Source organism: Embleya sp. NPDC020630 (assembly GCF_044334985.1).
Taxonomy (GTDB): domain Bacteria; phylum Actinomycetota; class Actinomycetes; order Streptomycetales; family Streptomycetaceae; genus Embleya.
In genome coordinates this window covers 1-22,793 of the sequence record NZ_JBIRUB010000001.1, presented here as the reverse complement: position 1 = coordinate 22,793, position 22,793 = coordinate 1, and the positions used below count along the sequence as shown (strand labels likewise).

18 protein-coding genes and 2 rRNA genes are annotated in these 22,793 nt (G+C 71.8%); 3 read left to right on the top strand and 17 right to left on the bottom strand.

The features are described 5' to 3' along the window. Nucleotides 1-56: 56 nt before the first annotated feature. From ACH4XV_RS00100 to ACH4XV_RS00075, 6 genes are all read right to left on the bottom strand, one after another. Nucleotides 57-1,142 carry a LacI family DNA-binding transcriptional regulator gene (locus ACH4XV_RS00100; protein ID WP_395785566.1) on the bottom strand — a complete coding sequence of 362 codons (1,086 nt, stop codon included), beginning with the start codon at nucleotides 1,140-1,142 and terminating at the stop codon, nucleotides 57-59. 88 nt (nucleotides 1,143-1,230) lie between these two features. Then, on the bottom strand, nucleotides 1,231-2,541 hold the full coding sequence (locus ACH4XV_RS00095; RefSeq protein WP_395785564.1) for an enolase C-terminal domain-like protein: 1,311 nt from the start codon (nucleotides 2,539-2,541) through the stop codon (nucleotides 1,231-1,233). Between the two features lie 43 nt (nucleotides 2,542-2,584). Continuing rightward, on the bottom strand, nucleotides 2,585-3,469 hold the full coding sequence (locus tag ACH4XV_RS00090; protein ID WP_395785562.1) for an NAD-dependent epimerase/dehydratase family protein: 885 nt from the start codon (nucleotides 3,467-3,469) through the stop codon (nucleotides 2,585-2,587). Between the two features lie 8 nt (nucleotides 3,470-3,477). Next, nucleotides 3,478-4,359, bottom strand: coding sequence for a carbohydrate ABC transporter permease (locus ACH4XV_RS00085; RefSeq protein WP_395785560.1), 882 nt, complete (start codon nucleotides 4,357-4,359; stop codon nucleotides 3,478-3,480). Beyond that, nucleotides 4,356-5,315: a carbohydrate ABC transporter permease gene (locus ACH4XV_RS00080; protein WP_395785558.1), complete on the bottom strand. Its 960-nt coding sequence runs from the start codon at nucleotides 5,313-5,315 to the stop codon at nucleotides 4,356-4,358. The genes ACH4XV_RS00085 and ACH4XV_RS00080 overlap by 4 nt, the downstream gene beginning before the upstream one ends. Before the next feature lie 34 nt (nucleotides 5,316-5,349). Continuing rightward, entirely contained in the window at nucleotides 5,350-6,768 is a 1,419-nt protein-coding gene (locus ACH4XV_RS00075; protein WP_395785556.1) for an ABC transporter substrate-binding protein, read from the bottom strand. 363 nt (nucleotides 6,769-7,131) lie between these two features. On the opposite strand from ACH4XV_RS00075, the gene ACH4XV_RS00070 reads away from it, so the two are divergent. After that, entirely contained in the window at nucleotides 7,132-9,516 is a 2,385-nt protein-coding gene (locus ACH4XV_RS00070) for a hypothetical protein (RefSeq protein WP_395785554.1), read from the top strand. Between the two features lie 114 nt (nucleotides 9,517-9,630). Here ACH4XV_RS00070 and ACH4XV_RS00065 read toward each other — a convergent pair whose 3' ends face one another. The 6 genes from ACH4XV_RS00065 to ACH4XV_RS00040 all read right to left on the bottom strand — a co-directional run bounded on the left by ACH4XV_RS00065 (nucleotide 9,631) and on the right by ACH4XV_RS00040 (nucleotide 15,857). Continuing rightward, nucleotides 9,631-10,131: a hypothetical protein gene (locus ACH4XV_RS00065; RefSeq protein ID WP_395785552.1), complete on the bottom strand. Its 501-nt coding sequence runs from the start codon at nucleotides 10,129-10,131 to the stop codon at nucleotides 9,631-9,633. 314 nt (nucleotides 10,132-10,445) lie between these two features. Further along, on the bottom strand, nucleotides 10,446-12,185 hold the full coding sequence (gene recN / locus ACH4XV_RS00060; protein WP_395787023.1) for a DNA repair protein RecN: 1,740 nt from the start codon (nucleotides 12,183-12,185) through the stop codon (nucleotides 10,446-10,448). A gap of 715 nt (nucleotides 12,186-12,900) precedes the next feature. After that, a complete protein-coding gene (locus tag ACH4XV_RS00055; protein ID WP_126643989.1) occupies nucleotides 12,901-13,788 on the bottom strand; it encodes an NAD kinase in 888 nt (295 codons plus the stop codon). A gap of 214 nt (nucleotides 13,789-14,002) precedes the next feature. Further along, entirely contained in the window at nucleotides 14,003-14,860 is an 858-nt protein-coding gene (locus ACH4XV_RS00050) for a TlyA family RNA methyltransferase (RefSeq protein ID WP_395785550.1), read from the bottom strand. 167 nt (nucleotides 14,861-15,027) lie between these two features. Next, nucleotides 15,028-15,225, bottom strand: a complete 198-nt coding sequence (locus ACH4XV_RS00045; protein ID WP_395785548.1) for a hypothetical protein — start codon at nucleotides 15,223-15,225, stop codon at nucleotides 15,028-15,030. Continuing rightward, entirely contained in the window at nucleotides 15,222-15,857 is a 636-nt protein-coding gene (locus ACH4XV_RS00040) for a hypothetical protein (RefSeq protein ID WP_395785546.1), read from the bottom strand. The genes ACH4XV_RS00045 and ACH4XV_RS00040 overlap by 4 nt, the downstream gene beginning before the upstream one ends. A gap of 311 nt (nucleotides 15,858-16,168) precedes the next feature. Between ACH4XV_RS00040 and ACH4XV_RS00035 the strand changes: the two genes are divergently transcribed. Next, nucleotides 16,169-16,510, top strand: coding sequence for an alkyl sulfatase C-terminal domain-containing protein (locus ACH4XV_RS00035; protein WP_380008605.1), 342 nt, complete (start codon nucleotides 16,169-16,171; stop codon nucleotides 16,508-16,510). A gap of 50 nt (nucleotides 16,511-16,560) precedes the next feature. Here ACH4XV_RS00035 and ACH4XV_RS00030 read toward each other — a convergent pair whose 3' ends face one another. Both ACH4XV_RS00030 and ACH4XV_RS00025 read right to left on the bottom strand, forming a co-directional pair. Then, nucleotides 16,561-17,637 carry an HAD-IIA family hydrolase gene (locus ACH4XV_RS00030; RefSeq protein WP_395785544.1) on the bottom strand — a complete coding sequence of 359 codons (1,077 nt, stop codon included), beginning with the start codon at nucleotides 17,635-17,637 and terminating at the stop codon, nucleotides 16,561-16,563. Beyond that, a complete protein-coding gene (locus ACH4XV_RS00025; RefSeq protein WP_380008611.1) occupies nucleotides 17,634-18,134 on the bottom strand; it encodes a tetratricopeptide repeat protein in 501 nt (166 codons plus the stop codon). Before ACH4XV_RS00025 ends, ACH4XV_RS00030 begins: the two co-directional genes overlap by 4 nt. Nucleotides 18,135-18,267: 133 nt before the next feature. Here ACH4XV_RS00025 and ACH4XV_RS00020 point away from each other — a divergent pair, with 133 nt between their 5' ends. Then, the gene (locus tag ACH4XV_RS00020) at nucleotides 18,268-19,527 is read left to right on the top strand and encodes a DUF1015 family protein (protein WP_395785542.1); all 1,260 of its coding nucleotides are present in this window, start codon (nucleotides 18,268-18,270) and stop codon (nucleotides 19,525-19,527) included. A gap of 82 nt (nucleotides 19,528-19,609) precedes the next feature. Here ACH4XV_RS00020 and ACH4XV_RS00015 read toward each other — a convergent pair whose 3' ends face one another. From ACH4XV_RS00015 to ACH4XV_RS00005, 3 genes are all read right to left on the bottom strand, one after another. Beyond that, nucleotides 19,610-20,446: a hypothetical protein gene (locus tag ACH4XV_RS00015; RefSeq protein WP_395785540.1), complete on the bottom strand. Its 837-nt coding sequence runs from the start codon at nucleotides 20,444-20,446 to the stop codon at nucleotides 19,610-19,612. A 1,900-nt stretch (nucleotides 20,447-22,346) separates the two neighbouring features. Beyond that, nucleotides 22,347-22,463: ribosomal RNA gene (gene rrf, locus ACH4XV_RS00010) — 5S ribosomal RNA — on the bottom strand. Between the two features lie 126 nt (nucleotides 22,464-22,589). Further along, nucleotides 22,590-22,793: ribosomal RNA gene (locus ACH4XV_RS00005) — 23S ribosomal RNA — on the bottom strand; the annotation flags it as partial.

The window sequence follows — 22,793 nt, the reverse complement described above, 5'->3', positions numbered from 1 at the left end:
CAGGGCGCACTGACATGGCCGTTCGGCCGACCGGCCGGCACGGATCGGCGACGAACTCAGCGCACCCGGGCGGCCGTCCGCCCGATCTCCAGCGCACAGCTCATCAACTGATGCCTGGGCAGCGCGTCGTTGTCCCCGTCCCCCGCGATCAACCCGGTGAGCAACCGCACCGCCGCCGCGCCCATCTCCCGGCGCGGCACCACGAATCCGGTCAGCGCCGGCGGTCCCTGCTCGGTGTATTCGGGGGCGCCGAGGGTGGCCAGGGACAGGTCGTCGGGGAAGCGGTATCCCGCCTCCGAGGCGGCGGCCAGCAGCGCCCGATGCGCCGCGTCGGTGTCGGTGGCCTCGGTGACGATCGCGGTCACGCCCCGCTCGTACCAGCCGCGCAGCCGATCGGTGGTCAGATCGGAGCCGTCCGTACGGACCACGGCGCCCTCGTCGAGCGCGAGTCCGCACTCGGCCATCCCTCGCCGAAAGCCCGCCTCGCGGTCCACGGCGCTGATCGCGTCGTCGAGTTCGCGCACGTACAGGATGTCCCGGTGACCCAGCTCGGCCAGGTGACGGACGACCTCCGCCGTCGCCGTCACGTAGTCCGCGCCGACGTACGGCAGCCGGTCGCCGAAGTCGTCGTGTCGGCCGAGGTAGACCACGGGCAGATCGGTTGCCAGGAGCCGGTCCATCTCCCGGATCGGCAGATGCCGACCCATGAACAGGCAGCCGTCGGCCAGCCGGACCCGGTTCAGCACCTCGGCGTGCGGCCGTTCGCCGGTCACGCTGGAGGCGATGAACATCAGCAGGTCGTAGCCCTGGATCGCGGACTCCTGCTCGATGCCGACCAGGAACGGGTGGTAGGCGTGCGACATTTCGGTGGGGAAGGTAGCGGTGAACGTGTACAGCCCGAGCAGGTTGTTCTGCCCGGCCGCCAGTCGCTTCGCTATCGGGTCGGGCACGTAGCCGAGTTCTTCGGCGGCGGCCATCACCTTGCGCCGGGTCTCGTCGGCGATGCCCACTGCCGCCGAGCCGCCGCTGAGGATCAGGGACACCGTCGGCTGCGAGACGCCGGCCAGGCGGGCGATGTCCGCCTGGCGGGGCCGGTTCGTCCGTGAACCGGCCGGCCGCCCGGGCCCGCCGCTCGGCTTCATGTCATCCTCCAAGTGCCCGGCGGCAACAGCCGCCTAATACGCATCAGATCAAGATGGAAATCGAGTATATCCAGTAACGGTGGGTGATTCACGGAGCTTCCAACCCACCGTCGGGGCGCCGCACGCGGGCCGCCCAACGCTCGTGCAGATGGGTCTGCGGCGGGTACTTCACCGCCTGGGCCTCGTCCAGATCCACGCCCCAGCCGGGCCGGTCCGACGGCACGAGATAGCCGTCCACCGTGCGCGGCGTGCCGGGGAAGACCTCGTGCACCCGTTCGGGGTAGACGTGTTGCTCCTGGATGCCGAACGCGGGACTGGTCACGTCCAGCGTCAGGTTGACCGTCGCGCCGACGGGCGACACGTCCGGCGGCCCGTGCCAGGCCGTGCGGACCCCGGTCAGCTCGCACAGCGTCGCCAGCTTGCGAGCCGGGGTCAGTCCGCCCACCGCCGAGACGTGCACCCGCAGATAGTCGACGCCGCCGGAGGTGACCAGGCGGGTGGCGTCGGTCATCGAGGTCACCAACTCGCCGGAGGCGATCGGCATCGGCGCCGCGGCGCGCACCTCCGGCAGCCGGTCGAAGTGCTCCGGCGCGAGCGGGTCCTCCAGGAAGAACAGCCGGTGGGGCTCCAGCGAACGTGCCAGCACCACGGCCTCTTTCGGGGTCAGCCGGCTGTGCGCGTCGTGCAACAGGCCGAGTTCGTCGCCCAATACCTCCCGGGCTCGCTCAAACAGGCGTGGCGTGGTGCGGAGATAGTGGCCGACGTCCCACCCGTCCGGGTACGGGCTGCCGGGATAGCCGCCCGGCGTGCCCTCGGCGCCGTACGTACCGAGTCCCGGGCCGCCGCACTGCAACCGCACATGTCGGTAACCCTGTTCGGCCAGTGCCGCGGCCCGCTCGATCGACTCCTCGACGCTGCCGCCCCGGGCACCGGTGTACACCGCCGCGCCGCCGCGCACCCGACCGCCGAGCAGTTCGTACACCGGCACGCCCGACCGTTTGCCGGCGATGTCCCACAACGCCTGGTCGATACCCGACAGCGCGTTGTTGTGGACGGGCCCGCCGCGCCAGTAGGACGAGAAGTGCAGAAGCCGAAAGATGTCCTCGATGTCGGCCGGATGCCGACCGACCACCATCGGCCCGAGGTGTTGCTCGACGGCCGCGGTCACCGCGTGGAAGCGCTGGGTGAAGGTGGCGCAGCCGAGACCGTACAGCCCGGGTTCGGAGGTATCGACCCGCACCACCACGAGCGGCACCCCACCGGGCGCGGTCACGATGGCCCGCACCGAGGTGATCCGCAGCGCGTCCCGCGCGGGCCACGGGGCCTGGGTCTCCGCCATGGGAGCCATCGGGGTCGGGGTCGGGACCGGTGCCGGGGCCGGCTTGTCCGCGTCGATCATGCGCGTCGCTCCTGTGCAAGGGGGTTCGAACGAGAATCGGCGCTCATTTCTCGCACCTCACCCGCCCTTCGACCGGATAGGGATACCGTGCCGTAAAGCCCAACACCGCCCGGGCCGGAGCCAGGTCGATCGGCACCACATGCCCCGCAAAGTCCACCCGGCACGGCACATCCGGCAGGTGGGCGGCCAACAACTCCCGTGTCGGCGTGGCCGACAGCGTGTCCGGCGCCGCGACGAACAACACCGGAGCGCCCGCCACTTCCCGCCCCGTCAGGCCCATTACGCAGGCCCGCGCGGCGTCGCGCAGATCGAGGTAGCTCCACACCTCCGCCGCCCCACTCGCCGGATCCCGCGCCAACCGCGCGGCGTGCGCGGCGAGTCGTTCACGGTCACCCAGGAACGGAAAGCGCAGCGCCGGCACGACCATCCCGTACCGCCGATGCATCATCGCGGCGGTGGCCTCGTCGACCTGCTTGGACAGCGCGTACGGGTCCTCGATCCGCGACGGCAACGCCGTATCGAGCGGCAGGTAGGCCGGTTGCGGCCGAGGCGTGGACCGGGCGAACGGCAGTCCGGTGATCGACAGACTGCTCGCCAGCACGACCCTCCCCACTCCCGCGCGCCCGGCCTCGTTCAGGACCACGAACGTGGCCTGCGTATTCGTCCCGAACACCACCTCCGGCGCCGCGACCTCGGGCGAGGCCAGCGCGGCGAGGTGAATCACCGCGTCGACCCCGTCGAGCGCATCGGCCACGGCCCCCGGATCCCGGGCGTCACCGACGACGACCCGATCGGCCGCCGACCCCGGTGCCTCCTCGACCACGAGCGCGGTAACCGCCACCCCACAGGCAGCCAACTCGCCGAGCACGGCGCCGCCGAGCCGCCCGGCCGCACCGGTGACCAGCACACGACGCAACGAATCCCCCACCGCCGTCCTCACTTCAGCCCCGTGAACGCGATCCCGCGCACGATCTGCCGCTGGAAGACCAGGAACACCACCACCGGCGGGATGATCGCGATCAGCATGCCCGCGATCAGCAGACTCTGGTTCGAGGTGTCGGCCAGCCTCGGCAACGCCACCGCCAGCGGCTGCTTTTCCGTGTCGGTGATGGCGATCATCGGCCACAGAAAGTCCTTCCACGCGTTCATCACCGCGAGCAGCGACACCACGGCCAGGATCGGCCGGGACATCGGCAGCACGATCCGGGTCAGGATCCGCCACGGGCCCGCGCCGTCCAGGCGGGCCGCCTCGAGGAGTTCCTTCGGAATGCCGTCGAAGAACTGCTTCATCAGCAGCACGTTGAACGCGTGTGCTCCCGCGGGTAGCCACACCGCCATCGGCGTGTTGGCGATCGAACCGCCCGTGAGCGGCAGGTCCTGGATGGTCAGGTAGAGCGAGACCATCGACACCGTGCCCGGCAGGAACAGCGTGGCCAGCACCGCCGCGTACACATACTTGCCGTAGAACGGCCGCAGCACGGACAGCGCATAGGCCCCGGTCACCGCCACGAACAGCTGCACGAACCACGAACCGCCGACCAGCACCAGGGTGTTGGTCAGATAGCGGCCCAGATCCAGACTCGTCCACGCGGTCGAGATGTTCGACCAGTGCGCCTCCTCGGGCCACAGCGCCAACGGATGCCGCAGCGAGTCCTGGGTCGAGGAGATCGAGCCCTTGAACACCCAATAGATCGGACCGGCGCCCTCGATGACCAGGGCCGCGATCAACAACAGTTGGGTGGTCCCGAGCCCGAACCGGGTGATCGGCCGTCGGCGTTCGGCCTCGGACATCACGCCCCTACCGGCACCGGTACTCATTTCGTCCCCCACGCGCGGGTGAGCCGCAGATAGATCGCCGACAGGACCGCGAGCACGGCGGCCAGACTCACGCTCAGCGCCGCCGCCGCGCCGTAGTCGCCGCTGACGAACGCGTAGCGATAGATGAGGAGAAGCACGGTGACCGTGGAGTCCTCGGGCCCGCCGTCCGTCAGCACGAACGGCTCGGTGAACACCTGGAAGGTGTTGATCACCTGGAGCAGCATCATGATCAGCAACACCGGGCGCATGTGCGGCAACGTGACGTGCCACAACCGGCGTCGCACCGAGGCGCCGTCGAGTTCGGCGGCCTCGTACAACTCGGTCGGAACACTCGCCAGCGCCGCGAGGTAGATCAACACCGCGCCGCCCGCGCCCGCCCAGGTCGCCTCCACCACCAGGCTCGCCATCGCCGTATCGGCGGACTGCAACCACGGGTACGGGCCCAGTCCGACCTTGCCCAACATCTCGTTGAACAGGCCCGAGTCCGGGTCGTAGAACCACTTCCACATCAGCACCGCCACCACCGGCGGCACCGCCACCGGCAGATACACCAGCACCCGCATCAACCCGGCGCCGCGCCGCAGTTCGGACATCAGCACGGCCAGGAACAGCGGCAGCGGGAAGCCGATCAGCAGCGCCAGGCCAGTGAACACCAGGGTGTTCACGACCGCCTTGCCCAACAGCGGGTCGTCCAGCAGGGTTTGGTAGTTGTCGAACCCGACCCAGGTGGCCGGTTCGACCAGGTTCGTCTGCTGGAAGCTGAGCAGCAGGCTACGGATGATCGGCCACCACGAGAACAGGCCGAACACCAACACCGTCGGCAACAGGAAGAGCACCGGCACCAGATGCCGGGCGCCGCCGCGCCAGCGCGCGATCCGGGACCCGGGCCCGCTCGGACGAACCGCCGCCGACGCCACGACCGGGACGCTCTCCCGGGAGATGGTCGGTGTACTCACGACGGCCCCTCGACCCCGCACCGCTCGCGCCCGCTCACGGTGCCTGCGCCTTCTCGACGACCGGCCCGAGTCGATCCGCCGCCTTGGCCAACTCGGCCCGCGGGTCGGCGTCCTTGCGGGTCAGCACGGCCTGTACCGCCGTATCCAACGCGCCGTACAACTCCTGCGCGGCGACCGGGGGTTCGACCTGATATTCGAGCCTGCCGACGCCGGCGACGTACGGTGCGAAGTTCCCGGTCGGGATGTTCGTGTGCCTGCCGATCGCGACGTTCACCGGATCGGACACCGCCGCCGAGTAGAACGGCAGCGTGGGCAGCCCGACCGCGAGCTTGTCCGCCGCCTGGGCGACCGCCTGTTCCTCGGCCGCGGCCGGGTCGTAGGCGGGCTTGAGGTAGAAGTAGTCGATCCACTTCACCGCCGCGCTCCGCTGCGCCGGGGTGGCCTTGGCGCTGACCACGGCCATCAGGCCGCCGAGCAGCGTGGACCGGCCGCCGTTCTGCTGTGGCAGCGCGGCCATGCCGAAGTCGGCGGGCCTGCCGGAGTATTGGGTGATGTAGCGGTTGTAGCTGTTGACCGTGCTGATCATCATGCCGATCTTGCCCGCGGCGAAGTCCCGTTCGGCATCCTGCTGGGTACGCAGGTGGTTGTTGCCCATCGAGTCGTCCTGCCAGCGCATCGCGGCCAGTTGGCCCAACGCCTTCTCCGCCGGGCCGTCGAGCAGGGCCGGCACATACGTGTCGCCGACCTTCTTCTCCATCGAACCGCCGAAGCCGTAGGTCATCGCGGTCAGGATCCAGCCGCCGGTGTTCTTGACGGTCATCTGCGTGTAGCCGGTGGCGCCCGTGTCGGAGATCTTCTTCGCGGCGGTGCGGACCTCGTCCCAGGTGGTCGGCGGCTTGTCCGGATCCAGGCCGGCCTTCGTGAACAGGTCGCGGTTGTACACGAGTCCGAGCGCGTACTCGGTGACCGGCAGCCCGAACACGCGGCCGTCGGCGGCGGTGGCCGGGGCCAGTGCGCGCGGGTCCAGGTCGCCCGCGTGCGGCAACGCCTCGAGTTCGGCCCCGAGATCGGCGATCTGCTTGCGGGCGATCAGGCCGGGCGGCTCGGTGAGCGGAACGGTCAACACGGTCTCGGCGTTGCCGCCGGCCAACCGGGCGGCGAACGTGCGCGCGTCCCACTGGGTGTCGGTGGGCTTGACCTTGATCTTCGGGTTGGCCTTCTCGAACGCTGCGACGGCGTCCAGGAATTGTTGCCGCGTCTTGGGCGACGTGGTCGCCGGCATGCCCGCGACGGTGATCGTGGTTTTGCCGGAGGAACCGGCGCCGGACGATCCGGACGAGCCGGACGAACAACCGGCGGTGCCGGCGACGAGGGCCAGCGCGAGCGCTCCGCCTCCCGCCACCACCCGCCGACGTCGACGCCGGAGCGTACTGACCGGAACTGACTCGGTCACGGGTACCTCCCTGGGTCCTGACAATGCCCGCTCCGGGAGTGCTCCGGAGCCGATGGGGTCGTATCTAATTCGCATTAGGAGGAGGTGTCAAGGGGGTTGCGAGCAGGTTGCCCGACCCGGCGAATCAGACATACGTCGGTCTTGACGCAGTCGATGGATCGGGGTACACATTCGCTCTAATCCGCATTAGGTCGGGGTCATCGCCTCCCGACCATCCCTACCAACGCCGCTGCCGTCGCGGCTGCCGCTGCGGCCGCCATCAACGCCGCCGTCGTCATGCCTCGACCGCGCCCGCCGGGGCCCGCCTCTTCCGCCGCTCCGGGTGCTTCCGCCGCCCGCCCTCGTCGCTCGGGAAAGGGATCCATGTCCGCCGACCACCACACCCCCGAATCACCCGACGCCACACCGGACCACCCCGCCGCCCCCGGCCCCGGCCTGCACCGACGCGGCTTCCTCACCGGCGCCGTGGCGACCGGCGTGGCGGGGGTGGCCGGAGCAGCCGGAATCGCCGGGGCGGCGACCCCCGCCTCCGCCGGCGCCACGACGACCGCCCCCGTCACCATCTCCGCCCCCGGCATCTCCCTGACCGCCGGCACCGACGGGCAAATCTCGGTCCGCGACGGCGCCGGCACCGAACGCGTCCGGCTGACCAGGTTCATGACCAAGGACACCGTCGCCGGCCTGCAACCCACGACCGGCGGCACCCCGTCCCAGATCACCCTCCCGGACGGCCGAGCGGCGATCCGAGTCGACTACACCCTGGCGCCCGCCGCGAACGGCATCACCGTCCGGGCCGTCCTCGACGTCACCCCGAACCGCGCGCATCTGCGCTGGGAGGTCGGCGGCTCGACCACGCTCGTCCCGGCCGGGTTCATGTTCGGCCGTACGGTGCTCGCCCCCGCCGCGCCGGAGGCCTTCGTCGCGCTCACCGCCTGGAACCGGGACGCGGGCGGCGGCATCCCGTACGAAACCAACACCGGCGTGGTCTACCAGGAGACCTGGGCCGACACCAACGCCTACTTCCGCCTCGCCGGCACCACCCCGGCCTGGACCAACGCCACCTGGATCCACGCCCCGGGCACCGTCACCGCCACCGGCGCGGTGACCGAGGCCGACCTCGTGCTCGGCGCGATGCGCCCGGCGGCGGCCGGCACCACCGGCTCGGGTCGGCCGCTCGGCGTCGAGGTGTGGACCGACCGCCCGTTCTCGATCTGGGACCAGGGCGGCGTACCGATGCCGCTGCACGCGGAGGTGGCCAACGGTGGCCCCACCGCCCGACCGGTACACCTCTCCTGGTGGGCAAGGGACTTCGACGGCGCGGTGCTGGGCAGCGGCACCGTCTCGGGCACGGTCGCCGCCGGCGCCACCTGGACGCGGACCTTCACCGTCACCGCACCGGCGCACGGCATCGTGTTCACCGAGGTGAGCGCGACCTCGGGCCCGGACGAGGCGTTCGCCCGCACCAACCTCACGGTGCTGCCGCCGTTCGACTACCAGGCGGGCGCGGACAGCATGTTCGGCATCGCCAACTACCCGTGGCTGCTCCAACCGTCCACGCCGGCCGTCCTGGACCTGATGCACCGCATCGGCATCAAGCGGGTACGCATCTCCTACGACGGCGGCCCCGGCCTGCCACCCGCCACGCTTGACGCGGCCGGCTTGGCCCGCAACATCGAACTGGCCGGCATCCCGCTCGGCGGCACCACCGCCCAGATCGCCGCATGGGCGGACACCAACACCGCCAAGGCGATCGGGGCGAACGCCGACTGGTTCGAGGTCGCCAACGAGATCAACAAACCCTGGATGAGCGGCCAGACGGCCGCCGCCTACGTCCGCGACGGACTACACCCGGTGCGCGACCGGCTGACCGCGGCGGGCGCGCCAACCAAGGTGCTCAACGCGGGACTTGCCGGGATGGACTACGTCTGGACGGAGAACTTCCGCAACGCCGGCGGCTGGGACCTGATCGACGGCTTCGCCTTCCACCCGGGCCGGGGCAACTTCACCCCCGACTACGCCCCGGCGCCGGCCGACTGGACGATGGGCGACAACGGCACGTATTGGAACTTCCTCGGCGGACTGCGCAAGGCGCGCGAGGTGATCGCCGCGTACGGCCCGAAGGAGCTGTGGCTGACCGAGGCGTACGCGTGCACCAAGCCGAACAGCTGGTGGCACGACACCTACCGGCACGCCGCCGAGAACGTACTGCTCACCCTCGCGCTGGCCAAGGCCGAGGGCGTGCGGTGCGTGAACTGGTACCAGCTGCACGACAGCGTCCTGGGCAAACCGCAGTGGGCCGACCCGGCGAACTCCGAGTACCACTACGGCCTGATGCACCGCGACCTCGGCGCCAAGCCGTCCATGCTGGCCTACGCCACCGCCGCCCGCGTGCTGGACCGGGCCACGTTCGTCCGGTGGTTGACCCCGGCCGACCCGGACCTCAAGGGCCTGCTGTTCGACTCTCCCGACGGCCCGATCTCGATCCTGTGGAGCCGCAAGGACGGCTACATCCTCAACGCGGCCCACCCCACCGACTCCGGCTGGTTCGCCGCGCCCGAACCGTGGGTGGACCCGTGGCCGACCAAGACGACCCTGTCGGTACAGGCGGCCGGCACGACGGTCCGCGAGGTCGACTGCATCGGCCGGGAACGCACCCTGACGGCGACGGGGGGCCGGGTGGCGGTACGCCTGGACGGCGCGCCACGGATCTACCACGGCCTCACGTCAACGCCGGAGGCGACCGCGTAGGGACGGGCGGGTAGGGACGGGCGGGTAGGGACGGGTGGGTAGGGACGGGTGGGACGGCGGCGCGTGGATGTACGCGCCGCCGCCCCGGTCGGCCGCTCGGCTCGGCTGCTTCGTTCAGCTGTACAGCAGCGTCGGGCTCAGCGGTGCGCGTGCGACGCAGTACCAACCGGGCCACCCCGGGAAGAGCACCCGCAGACTCCAGTTGGAGGGCGAGGGCGGCGGACCCGAGATCACGTCCGCCAGCGGTTGGCCCACCCCGATGGTGCCGCTGACCTTGGGAATGGCCCCCAGATTGAACACGGGCGCACCACCCGGATACGGCGGATTGATGGCACCGTCGTAGACAACGCCACCGCTGGGCCCATTGAAGATCGCGGTGGTGTTGATGGAGTTGGCCGGGAACCCGGCCGGAATCGGCGGAGCGGAGATGGTCACCTTCAATTGCCCACCGCCGGTGAAATAGGTCACCTTGGCGGGAAACGCACGACCCCTGGCATCCACACAGTCGTAAGGGGCCGTCGAGGGCCCGCCCGCAGAGGCGGACCCGACGAACGTGGTCACGGCAGCCAGTGCACCGGCACTGGCGAGCGCAGCGATCTTCATGTGCTTTGGCATGGCTGACTCCCGGGGTTTCTGGGCTGGACCCGAACCGTACGAAGGAGCAGAAGCACTGCGAACCAATTCCACACAGGGCGCGAACCAAGTAGAGCAACCCACACCCGTCCTGACAAGCACCCAAACCCATTGGCGTGATCCGTCAAGTCCCCTCAAAACACAGGCAGTTGCCCCAGGGTCACCGGGCCCGGTCAGGCTCGCCCGGTACCTCTGACGCAGGCTTCGGGGTCGGCAGCGCCGGGGGGCCGGGTGGGGGCACACTCGGCGCTCCGGCCCACGCCCCCGCAGCCTGCCGGGCGGGACCCGCTCGCCCATCAGGGCGATGCGGCCTCCCGCTTTGCCCCGGCTGCCGTGGCCAGCAGCTCCTCCGCGTGTGCGCGGCCCAGTTCCGAGTCCTCCAGGCCCGCCAGCATGCGGGACAGCTCCCGGACCCTTGCCGCGTCGTCGAGGGTGACCACGCCTGAGCGGGTGACCGTGCCGTCGCTGGACTTCTCGACCACCAGGTGGCGGTCGGCGAAGGCGGCCACCTGAGGCAGGTGCGTCACCACGATCACCTGCGCGACGCGCGCCAGACGAGCCAGCCGGCGGCCCACCTCGACCGCGGCCTTGCCGCCGACGCCCTGATCGACCTCGTCGAAGACGAACGTCGGCACCGGGTCGGCCCCCGCGAACACCACCTCGACCGCGAGCATCACGCGCGACAGTTCACCGCCGGACGCACCCTTGGCCAACGGCCGCGGCGGCGCGCCCGGGTGCGGGGACAGCTGCAGCTCGACCTCGTCCACGCCCGTCGGCCCATACGCCAGCACCCGATCCCCGACCGCCAGCCCCTCCGCGTCGTCGACCCCGTCGATCGCCACGCCGACGCGCGCGTACGGCATCGCCAGCGCCGTCAGCTCATCGGTCACCGCCGCCGCGAACTTCTCCGCCGCCGCGTGCCGAGCCGCCGAGACCTCGCCCGCGAGCACCGTCAACTCGCCCCGCAGCGCGTCGCGTTGGGCGGTCAGCTCCTCGGTGCGGTCGTCGTCGCCGTCCAACTCGGCCAACCGCGCGGCCGAACGCTCCGCCCAGGCCAGCACCTCGTCGATCGACTCGCCGTATTTGCGGGTCAGCCCCGCCAGCGCCGCCCGCCGCTCCTCCGCCGCCGCCAACCGCACCGGGTCCGCGTCCACCCCGGCCGCGTACGACGCCAGCTCGGTGGCCACGTCCGCCACCAGATACCCGACCTCGCCCAGCCGATCGGCGAGCGCCGCCAGCGCCGGATCGTGCGCCCGCACCGCCTCCACCGCCCGATGCGCCGCACCGAGCAGGGTCGAGGCGTCCACCGCGTCCGAACCGGTCTCCGGATCGCCCAGCAACGCCTCGTGCGCGGTGGTCGCGGCCGTACGCAGCGCGTCCGCGTGCCCCAGCCGCAGCGTCTCCGCGGCCAGTTCGGCGTCCTCACCCGGCTGCGGCACCACCTGTTCGATCTCGGTCAGGCCGAACCGCAGCAGGTCCGCCTCCTGCGCCCGCTCGCGCGCCCGCGTGGTGATCTCGTCGAGCTCCGCACTCACCTCGCGCAGCCGCCGGTAGACCGCGCCGTACGCCTTGAGCGGCACCGACACCGCCTCCCCGGCGTATCGGTCGAGCGCGGCGCGCTGCCGGGCGGGCCGCAACAGCCGCTGCTGGTCGGTCTGCCCGTGTACCGCGATCAGGTCGTCGGCCAGATCGGTGAGCAACCCGATCGGCGCGGACCGCCCGCCGACGTGTGCGCGCGAGCGCCCCTCGGCCGAGACCGTCCGGGCCAGCAGCAGCTCGCCGTCGTCGACCTCGGCACCTGCCTCGGCCGCCCGCCGCCCGGCGGGCGAATCCGCCGGCACCGCGAGCCGGCCCTCGACCAGAGCCTTCCCCGTCCCGTTGCGCACCAGCCCGGCATCGGCCCGCCCACCGAACAGCAAGCCGAGCCCGGTGACCACCATCGTCTTGCCGGCGCCGGTCTCGCCCGTGACCACGGTGAAGCCCGGCGCGAGCTCGACTACGGCGTCTTCGATGACACCCAGACCCTGTATCCGCATCTCTTCGAGCACGGGGACGACACTACGAGGTCGCGGGGACTCCACGCGAAGAAAGCAGTTCAACGGCGTGTGTCAGCCACCCCAACACACCCCCACAGCCGCAGCCGGCCGGCCCGCAAGCCCCACGGCCCGGCGGCGCCACAGCCCCGGCCGGCCGACGCGCAAGCGCAACCGACGACCTCGCCGACACAGCCCACCGCCCCCACGAGCGCGACCACCCGGCCCCCACAAGGGCAATCAACCGAGCCCCGCGAGCACAACCGGCCGATGCCGCAAGGACAGTCCCACGTCCCCTCAAGCACCAGCCGTCCCCGCAGACGCAACCCGGCCTCGCAGGCGCAGCCCCATGGCCCCCAGAGGTGTGAACAGTCTGCCCGCCTCGCAGGCGCAGCCACCCGCCCCACAAGCGCAGTCCCACAACCTGACAGGCGCAGCCACCCACCCCCGCGAGCACGACCATCAAGCCCCGCCGGCACAACCGGACCGCCCCACGAACGCAGTCCCACTACCCCGCAGACGCAACCATCCGCCCCGCGCAAGCACAACCACCAGGCCCCGCGACCACCAACCGGCCGCCCTCGCGCACGCGGTCCCGCGCCCCAGGCCCAACCACCGAGCACCGCAAGCGCGACCACCAAGCCTCGCGAGCCCGGTCACCCACCCGCGGACCAAGCCTCACCGCCCCGCGAGCCAAGCCCCCACCCGCCCAATCACCTCACCGCCGCCCGCGCCACCCCTTCACCGGCAACGCGAACTTCGCCACCAACCGGTCCGTGAACGGCGCCCGATGCAGCCGTGCCAACCGCACCGGCTGGGTCCCGCGCCGCACCTCCACACGCGCGCCCGCGGGCAGCTGCACCGTCCGCCGCCCGTCGCACCACAGCGCACCGGGCGGAGTCTCCGCCGCCAGCTCCAGCGCCAGCACCGAGTTCGGCGAGACCACCACCGGCCGCGCGAACAGCGCATGCGCGCTGATCGGCACCATGATCAGCGCCTCCACCTCCGGCCACACGATCGGTCCGCCACCGGAGAACGCGTACGCCGTCGACCCCGTCGGCGTCGCGCACACCACCCCGTCGCAGCCCCAGCGCGACAGCGGCCGGCCGTCCACCTCGGCGACCAGCTCCAGCATGCGCTCGCGGGAGGCCTTCTCGATCGCGGCCTCGTTCAACGCCCAGTTCGTATGCACGATCTCGCCGTTGACCCGCACCACCACGTCGAGCGTCATGCGCTCCTCGACGTCGTAGTCCCGCGCCACCACCCGCTCGACCACGTCGTTCAGGTCCTCGCGCTCGGCCTCCGCCAGGAACCCGACCCGGCCCAGGTTGACCCCGAGCATCGGCACCGCCGCCTCGCGCACCAACTCCGCGCCGCGCAGCAGCGTGCCGTCGCCGCCGAGCACGATGGCCAGCTCGCAGCCCTTGGCCGCGTCCGGCTCCACGGACACCACGACCGCGCCCGGCAGGGCCAGATCGTCCGCCTCCGGCTCCAGCACCCGTACACCCAGGCCCGCCGCGATCAGCCGCTCCACCACCAGCCGCGCGCTGCGCAACGCCGCAGGACGGCCGGTGTGCGTGACCACCAGTATCGTGCGATCGCTCATCCCCGTATCCCCTCGTCCGCATCGCGCCGACCGCAGCCATATCCGTACGCCATACCGGCGTCGGCGCAACCGCATCCGTACGCCGTACCACCCTCGGCGCAGCCCCCGGCGGACCCCGACCCGCAGGCCGAGCCCGAACCATCCGCCACGCCGCCGTCCACACCACGCCGGGCCGAGCCCGACCCGTACGCCGCGACGCTATCGCGCACGCCCTTCACCGCGGCCCCTCGGCGATCGCCCGATCGACGTCCGCCGGATCCAGCTCGGGCGCGCCGGCCCGCATCCACAGGAAGTACTCGACGTTGCCCGACGGCCCCGGCAGCGGCGACGCCGTCACCCCGAGCACCCCCAGGCCCGACTTCGCGGCCTGCTCCGCGACGATCCGCACCGCCTCGGCCCGCAACGCCGGATCGCGCACCACACCACCGGCGCCCAACCGCTCACGCCCCACCTCGAACTGCGGCTTGACCATCATCACCAGGTCCGCCTCCGGCGCCGAGCAGCGCACCAGCGCCGGCAACACCAGCCCGAGCGAGATGAACGAAAGGTCGCCCACCACCACCTCGGCCGCCGGCCCCACCTGATCCGGCGTCAACTCCCGCACATTGGTCCGGTCCCGCACGGTCACCCGGTCGTCGTTGCGCAGCGCCCACGCGAGCTGCCCGTACCCCACGTCCACCGCGACCACGTGCGCCGCCCCCGCACGCAACAGCACGTCGGTGAAGCCGCCGGTCGAGGCGCCCGCGTCGATACAGCGCCGCCCCTCCACGCTCAGCCCCAGCGGGGTGAACGCGGCGAGCGCGCCCGCGAGCTTGTGCCCGCCGCGCGATACGTAGTCCGGGTCGCCCGCGTCGGCGGCGACCACCACGGCCGCCCCCGCGTCGACCTGGGTGGCGGCTTTGGTCGCGGCCTGGCCGCCCACCGTCACCCGCCCGGCCGCGATCAGTTCGCTCGCGTGGTCCCGGGAGCGAGCGAGTCCCCTGCGCACCAGCTCGGCGTCGAGCCTGCGTCGTGCCACCGGTCGTGCCTGCCGTTCCTTGGTTGTGCCGAAGTCGTCGACGAGAACCGCCATTCTCGCGCCGGCGCGGGTGGGTCGCCCGCCGGCCGCCGCGAAGCCCGGTACCACGCCCCGGCGTACCGGCGAAGCACCCGTTCGGTGGTCCCGATCGCATGATTCGCCGGTACGGCCGGGCACGGTGCCGGACGTCGCGGAGCCCGACGGGAGAACACGGACCCGCCCTAACGATCCAGATCCGCGAGGGTGTCCCGCAATCCCCGGTGTACATCCTCGTACACCGGCCCGTGCGCCTCGGTGGGCAGGTCACCCACACGGCTCAAGGTGGCCAGTACCGCGTCCACGTGCGGGTCGCCCGTGGGGGGCGGCGGTTCGACGGCGCCCGACCCGGCCGCGCCGTCCGCCGCCGAGGCCTCGCTCACGACTGCCCGTCCGCGTCCGCCGCCGGCGCGGTCGGCTTGCGGATCGCCTTCTTGGCCGGCGCCGACTTCTTCGCGGCGGGCGTCCCGTTCGTCTTGCGCGCCGGCTTGCGCGGACCGGCCGGCGCCGCAGAACCACCGTCCACCGCGGGCTTGTCCGCGACGCTCTTCTTCGCCGCCGCCTTCTTCGCGACCGGCTTGCCGGACGGCGGCGTGGCGACCGGCGGCGTGGCAACGGACGGGCCGGCCGGCGGCGGAGTCGCGACCGGCGTCGCGGCCGAACGCCCCGCCCCGCCCGCTCCCGGCGCACCCGCCGGCCGCGCCGCCCGAGGCGTGGACGCCCGCGCCAAGCGGTGCTCCAGATCCGTCACCCGACTCTTCAACCGGGTGATCTCCTCCTCGGCCTTGGCCAGATCCTTGGTCCACGGCCGCGTACGGGTCAGCGCCTTGTCCACCTCGCCGCGCACGATGCCCACGAGCAGGTCCCGGTTCGCCTTGCCGGTCTCGTACAACTCCTCGGCGACCTGCTGCACGAACTGCGGCAGCGCCTGGGCCTGTTCCGGAACCTGCTCCAGGTCGAGGCCGCTGCGCTCGACGAGGACCTTGGCCACCTCGGTGACCCGCTGCCTGGTCATCTCGGTCAAGCCACTGGCAATCTGAAGGTAACTGCGCACGACGTCTCGCATGAACCGGCGCCCGCCTTCCTGCTCCGGCCGCCGTATCGGTGCCTGCGCGGCGATACGGACGGCGATGATCGGTCTGCCCCCGACGCTACCCTCTCGACCGGCGCGCGAACGGAAGCAACGACATGCCGCCGACACGAACGAGGCGAACCCGAACCCGAACCGCCCCACGCCGACGGCCGGCCGATCGACCGCCACGGACATCACCCGCCCCCGGGTGGGGTACGGTCGCCAACCGGATCCCACGGAAGGAACGTCCCCGCATGGCCACCGTCGAAGAGTGCCGCACGGCCCTCGAGGAACTGTCCGCCAAGATGGGCCGAGCGGAGGGCGACACCCGCAAGGCCACCCAACTCGACCGCAGCCTCAGCTGCCACGTCACCGACCTCGACGTCACCTTCTCCGGACGCCTGCGCGACGGCGCCCTGCACGACATCGACACCGAGCCGCGCACCGAGAAGGCGCAGATCCGACTGGCCATGACCGGCGACGACCTGGTCGCACTGGTGGCCGGCACCCTCAACTTCGCCTCCGCGTGGGCCAAGGGCCGGGTCAAGCTGGAGGCGTCCTTCAAGGACCTGCTGGTACTCCGCAAACTGATCTGACCCGGAAAACCCCGCACCACCCGGCCGCGCCCGGACCGACCCCCCTCCCGCTACCACCCCAGCCGCTCCACCACCCCGCCCGCATCGACCCGAGCCGCCGCCTCGGCGTCCTCGGCCCACACGGCCGCACACGCCGCCCGCAACCCGTCGATCCGCGCACCCTCGCCCTCGACCGCCAACGCGCCGTCCACCACCCGCGCCGACCACCCGCCGCACACCCACGCGTCACCGTCCCGCCGCGCCGTCACCGCCGGCTCCAAAAGCGCCCGCAGGTCCTCCGCGACGAACGTCGGCCGCTGCCCCGCACCGGCCGCCAACAACGCCTCGGGCGTGGTCACTCCGGTCAGCACCAGCAGGCTGTCCACGCCACCGTTGTGCGCGCCCTCGATGTCCGTGTCGAGCCGATCGCCCACCACCAGCGGCCGACGCGCCCCGGTACGCAGGATCGTCTCGCGATGCAGCGGCAACTCGGGCTTGCCCGCCACCACCGGCTCGACCCCCGTGGCCGCGCGCACCACCCCCACCAGGGCCCCGTTCCCCGGCGCGATCCCGCGCTCCGTCGGAATGGTCAGGTCCGCGTTCGAGGCCACCCAGAACACCCCACGCGCCACCGCATAGGACGCCTCCGCCAACGCCGCCCACCCCACATCCGCGGCAAACCCCTGCACAACCGCCGCAGGCCCGTCCCCACCGGAGCCCGAACCCGAACCCGAACCGGAGCCCGAATCCGCCGACCGCACCGGCCGCAACCCACGCTCCCGCAGCGCCACCTCCAGACCCTCACCGCCGACCACCAGCACCGGCGCCCCCTCGGGCACCCGCTCCGCGACCACCCGCGCCGCGGCCTGCGCCGACGTCACGACGTCCTCCGGCTGCGCCGGAACCCCCAGCTCGACCAGATGTTCCGCCACCGACTTGGGCGTACGCGACGCGTTGTTCGTGACGAACGCCAGCCCCATCCCCCGCTCACGCGCCTCGGCCAACACCTCCACCGCATGCGGCACCGCCCGCGCACCCGTGTACACGACCCCGTCCAGGTCGAGCAGCGCCACGTCGTAGGCCCGCGCCAATACACCCCCGTCCCGGCCCGAACCGTCCGTCGCCACCGCCGAGGTATGCCCGCTCACGCGTCGCCACTCCTGTCACTCGTCTCGTCACCGTTGCGACCGGACCCGCCGTCCCGGCCGTCCGCACCGATCGTCCCGTACGCCCCCGCGCGCGCCCGCAACGTGGCCCGCGCCTGCACCAGCGCCGTCCGGTAGTGCTTGGTCTCCGGCCGCATCGCCACCGCGAGCGCCAAGTGCTCCACGGCCGTCTCGAAGTCGCCGAGCCGCGAGGCGGACAGGCCCCAGCCGAACTGGGCGTAGTCGTCCGCCGGGTCCGACTCCGCCACCGCCCGAAAGTGCCGCAGCGCCTCGTCGTGTCTGCCCGAGTCGAACCAGGCCCGCGCCAGCGCCTCCCGCACACTGCGCGACTCCGGCGCCGCGTCCGCCGCCCGCGCCAGCAACAGCGCGGCGGCGGCCGGATTACCCGACGCGAGCAGCTGCACCCCGCGCCGATACCAGTCGTACACGTCTCCAGTGGGCGCACCGTTCACCCCGTCGGCTCCCTGAGCCATCGCCATGATGCCCTCCCGTACCTCGACCACCCGCCGTCCGCCGAACCGACGCCCCCGAACCCGGGACGTCCGACGATCCGGAGGCCGGCGACATCGGATGTCCTGATCTTGCCCGCCCTCGGGCCCGTAACATTCGGTCATGGATGACGCAGTGCCGAACGGGCTCGATCTGGCCCCCTTCCGCGGGCTCCGCTACGACCCGGACCGCGTGGGGGACGTCGCGTCGGTGACCTCGCCACCGTACGACGTGGTCGAGCCCGGCGGCGTACCCGCGCTGGAGGACGCCGACCCGCACAACATCGTGCGCCTGGTGCTGCCGCGCAGCGCGGTACACGCCGGCACCACGCTGCGCACGTGGCTCGCCGAGGGGGTGCTGCGTCCCGATCCGCTGCCCACGCTCTACGTCTACGAGCAGCGCGACCACAACTCGATCCAACGCGGTCTGATCGGCGCCCTCTCGCTCGACTCCGCGGTGCTGCCGCACGAGGACGTGATGCCCGGCCCCGTCGCCGACCGCGCCGCGATCATGACCGAGCTGTCGGCGAACCCCGAGCCGATCCTGCTCGTGTACACGGGCGGCGGACGTGCGTCGGACATCGTCGAACAGACCACCCACCAGCCGCCGCTCGTCGGCCTGCGCACACCCGACGGCATACGGCACCGGCTGTGGGGGGTGACCGATCGCCAGGCGCTCGCCGGGATCCGCGACGACCTGGCGGTCCGCAAGGCGCTGATCGCCGACGGCCACCACCGCTGGGCCGCCTACGCCCGGATGCGCGACCGCGCGCACGCGGACGGCCGCGGCGACGGCCCCTGGGACCGCGGCCTGGTGCTGCTCGTGGACACCGTCCGCCACCCGCTGCGGGTCGGCGCGATCCACCGCGTGCTGCCGAAGCTGCGCCCCGCACAGGCGCTGAACGAACTGGCCACCTACGGCGACGCGGGCGCCGGCGCGTTCCTGGCCCGCCCCCTCGACGGCACGCTGCCGGCCGCCCTGTGGGCCCTGGACCAGGCCACCGGCCCCGCCTTCCTGCTCGCCGGCGACCGCCGCTTCCACCTGCTCACCGGCCCCGACCCGGAGCTGCTCGACCTGGCCATCCGCGCCGACCGCCCGCGCACCTGGCGCAGCCTGGACGCCACGGTCCTGCACGCCGCCCTGCTCGAACAGGTGTGGCACGTGCCGGACAACTGGGACAACATCACCTACGTCCACGACGCCGCGGCCGCCGTCCGCCAGGCCAACCGCACCGGCGGCACCGCGATCCTGCTGCGCCCCACCGACGAACGAGTGGTCCGGGACCTGGCCGAACAGGACATCCGCATGCCCAGAAAATCCACCTCGTTCGGCCCAAAGCCGGCCACGGGCCTGGTCCTCAGAAGCCTCGACCTGACCGAATGACCACATAGCCCACAACCCCGAAACACAAAAAGGGCCCGGCACGAATGCCGGGCCCTTCCCTTCACACCTCTTCGACGCTCAGTCAGTCCTTGACGTCGCCGACGACCGAGTCGCCGTCATCGTCCGAGTCGATCTCGGCCGCAACCTCGGCCTCGGCCTCGGCGTCACCCTCGAACTCGACCGCCTCCGCAGCCGAGTCCTCGATGTCGACGTCGACCTCGTCGTCGTCCTCCGCGTCGGGGTCGAGCGCATCGGTGAAGTCGAGCCCGTCCAGCTCCGCGACCCGCTCGGCCGCACCGGTCTCGCCCGTCGTGTCCGCCTCGGCGGCCCGCCCGAACCAGTCCCGCGCCTCGTCGTCGCGACCCACGGCCGCCAACGCGTCGGCGTACGCGAACCGCAGTCGCGCCACCCACGGGTTCGTCGACGCCGAGTTCAGCTCCGGCACCTGAAGGGTGACCACGGCCGCGTCGAGCTGGTCCAGATCCCGTCGCGCACCGGCCGCGACGATCCGCAGCTCGATCTGCGCGGCCTTGTCCAGCTCCTTGACCTCGTCCGCCCCGGCCATCTGCAACGCCCGCTCCGGACGGCCCAGGCCACGCTCGCAGTCGGCCATCACGGCCCAGTGCTCGCTCGACCCGGTCATCCGCCGGGCCGCCCGCAGCTCGGACAGCGCCTCGGCGTAGGCCCCGGCCATGTACGCCGCGATCCCGGCCGCCTCACGCACGGCGGCGACACGCGACGCGAGCCGCAGCGCGACCTTCGCGTACTTGTACGCCAGCTCGGGGTCCTCGTCGACCGTACGGCCGATCATCACCAGGTTGCGCGCGACCTCGTCGGCGAGCGTCTTGGGCAGCCCGCGCAGCTCCTGACGCGCCTCCGCACCGAGTTCCTCGGCCTGGACGTCCTCCGGAATGAACATGCGCTCGACCGGCACGTAGCCCGGCTCGTCCCGACGGTCGTACGACGGACGCGAAGCGCCGCGGTCGTCCCGGTTCCCGTACGACGACCGACCGCCACGATCGCGGTCCCGGTCCCCGAAGGAGGGCCGGCCACCACGGTCGTCCCGACCGAACGAGGAACGCGAGCCCCCACGATCGTCCCGAGCGGGCCGATCCGCCCGGAACGGAGCACGCGCCCCACCACGGTCATCGCGGGCAGGCCGGTCCGAGCGCTCGGACCGGTCCGACCGGAACGGCGGACGACGGTCCCCGCCACGCTCATCACGATTGAACGGCGGACGCGACCCACCACGATCGTCCCGACCGCCACCGGTCGGACGCCCGGAACCCCGGTCGTCCCGCCGCGGCGCCGGACGACGCTCCTGGAACGGCTGCCGCGCACCGGGTCGACCGTTGTAGGTCGGCCGGCTGCTGGCGCCGTCACGGTGGTCGCGATCCCCGAACTCCCGCTCGTCCCGAGCAGGCCGCTCCGCCCGCTGCGGCGGACGCGACCCACCACGGTCGTCCCGATTGTCATACGACGGCCGGCCGGACCCACGGTCGTCACGGTTGAACGGCGCGCGCGACCCACCACGATCGTCCCGCGCGGGCCGGTCGCCACGGTCCGAACGGAACGGCAACCGCCCACCGGGCCCACCACGGTCGTCTCGACCGTAGGAAGGACGCGCCCCACCACGGTCATCGCGGGCAGGCCGGTCCGAGCGCTCGGGCCGGTCCGACCGGAACGGCGGACGACGGTCCCCGCCACGCTCATCACGATTGAACGGCGGTCGACGATCCCCGCCACGCTCCTCACGGAACCCGGGCCGATCATCGCGCCCAGCCGGGGGACGACGGTCCCCACCACGGTCGTCACGATTGAACGGGGGACGCGACCCACCACGGTCGTCCCGATTGCCATACGACGGCCGACCACCACGATCGTCACGGCCGTACGACGGCCGGTCCTCGCGGTTCGGGCGGGCGATCGCATGGTCGCCACGAGCCCCGTACGAAGTCCGCGACTGCCCACGATCCCGCTCCGGAGCATCCGACCGGAACGGCGGACGCGAGCCCCCACGATCATCCCGACCAGGCCGGTCGGAACGCTCGGGCCGGTCCGACCGGAACGGCGGACGACGATCCCCGCCACGCTCCTCACGGAACCCGGGCCGATCATCGCGCCCAGCCGGGGGACGACGGTCCCCACCACGGTCGTCACGGTTGAACGAGGGACGCGACCCACCACGATCGTCGCGGCCGTACGACGGCCGACCGGACCCACGGTCATCACGGTTGAACGGCGGACGCGACCCACCACCACGGTCGTCCCGAGCAGGCCGATCCGAACGCTCGGGCCGGTCCGACCGATACGGCGGACGCGCACCGCCACCGGAACGATCGTCCCGGTTGAACGAGGGACGCGAGAACCCACCGCGATCGTCCCGCCCACCGGACTGCGGACGCCCCGTACCCGCGCCGCGGTTGCCCCCACGATCGTCACGGTTGAACGAAGAACGCGAACCGCCCCGATCGTCACGACCGCCCTGGCCACGACCACCGGAAGCCGGACGGCCACCACGATCGTCACGGTTGAACGGCCGGCGATCACCGCCGCCACCGCCCCCCGAGTACTGCGATCCACCGGGACGGCGACTCGGCCGTCCTTCGGAGGGGGGATTGGACATGGGATTTGCTCCTCGTGATCGTCGTACGGGTACGCAGTCGCCTGTGGCGCGACCACCATTGTCCCGTATGACGAACGAAGTCGGCGCACCCGACAGTGGCCGTGAACCCCTGTACACAGGAGTCGCCACGATAAATAGAACAGGATAAAAAAATAAGGGGCCCCACCGGGGTGGGGCCCCTTATTCACGTAGATTCCGGCGGCGTCCTACTCTCCCACACCCCTTCGAGTGCAGTACCATCGGCGCTGGAGAGCTTAGCTTCCGGGTTCGGAATGAGACCGGGCGTTTCCTCTCCGCCAAGACCACCGGAAAACCATCGAACCCACAACCATGGGTCGCTCGGTGAACCAGAAATCACATGCGGTGATTCAATTATCAAACAGGTTCCCCGAAACCGATTGCGGTTCGGGAACCACACAGTGGACGCGTAGCAACTGAGGACAAGTCCTCGGCCTATTAGTACCGGTCAGCTCCACCCCTCACAGGGCTTCCACACCCGGCCTATCAACCCGATCGTCTCTCGGGGGCCTTACCCGGCCGAAACCGGTGGGAGTCCTCATCTCGAAGCAAGCTTCCCGCTTAGATGCTTTCAGCGGTTATCCCTCCCGAACGTAGCCAACCAGCCATGCCCTTGGCAGAA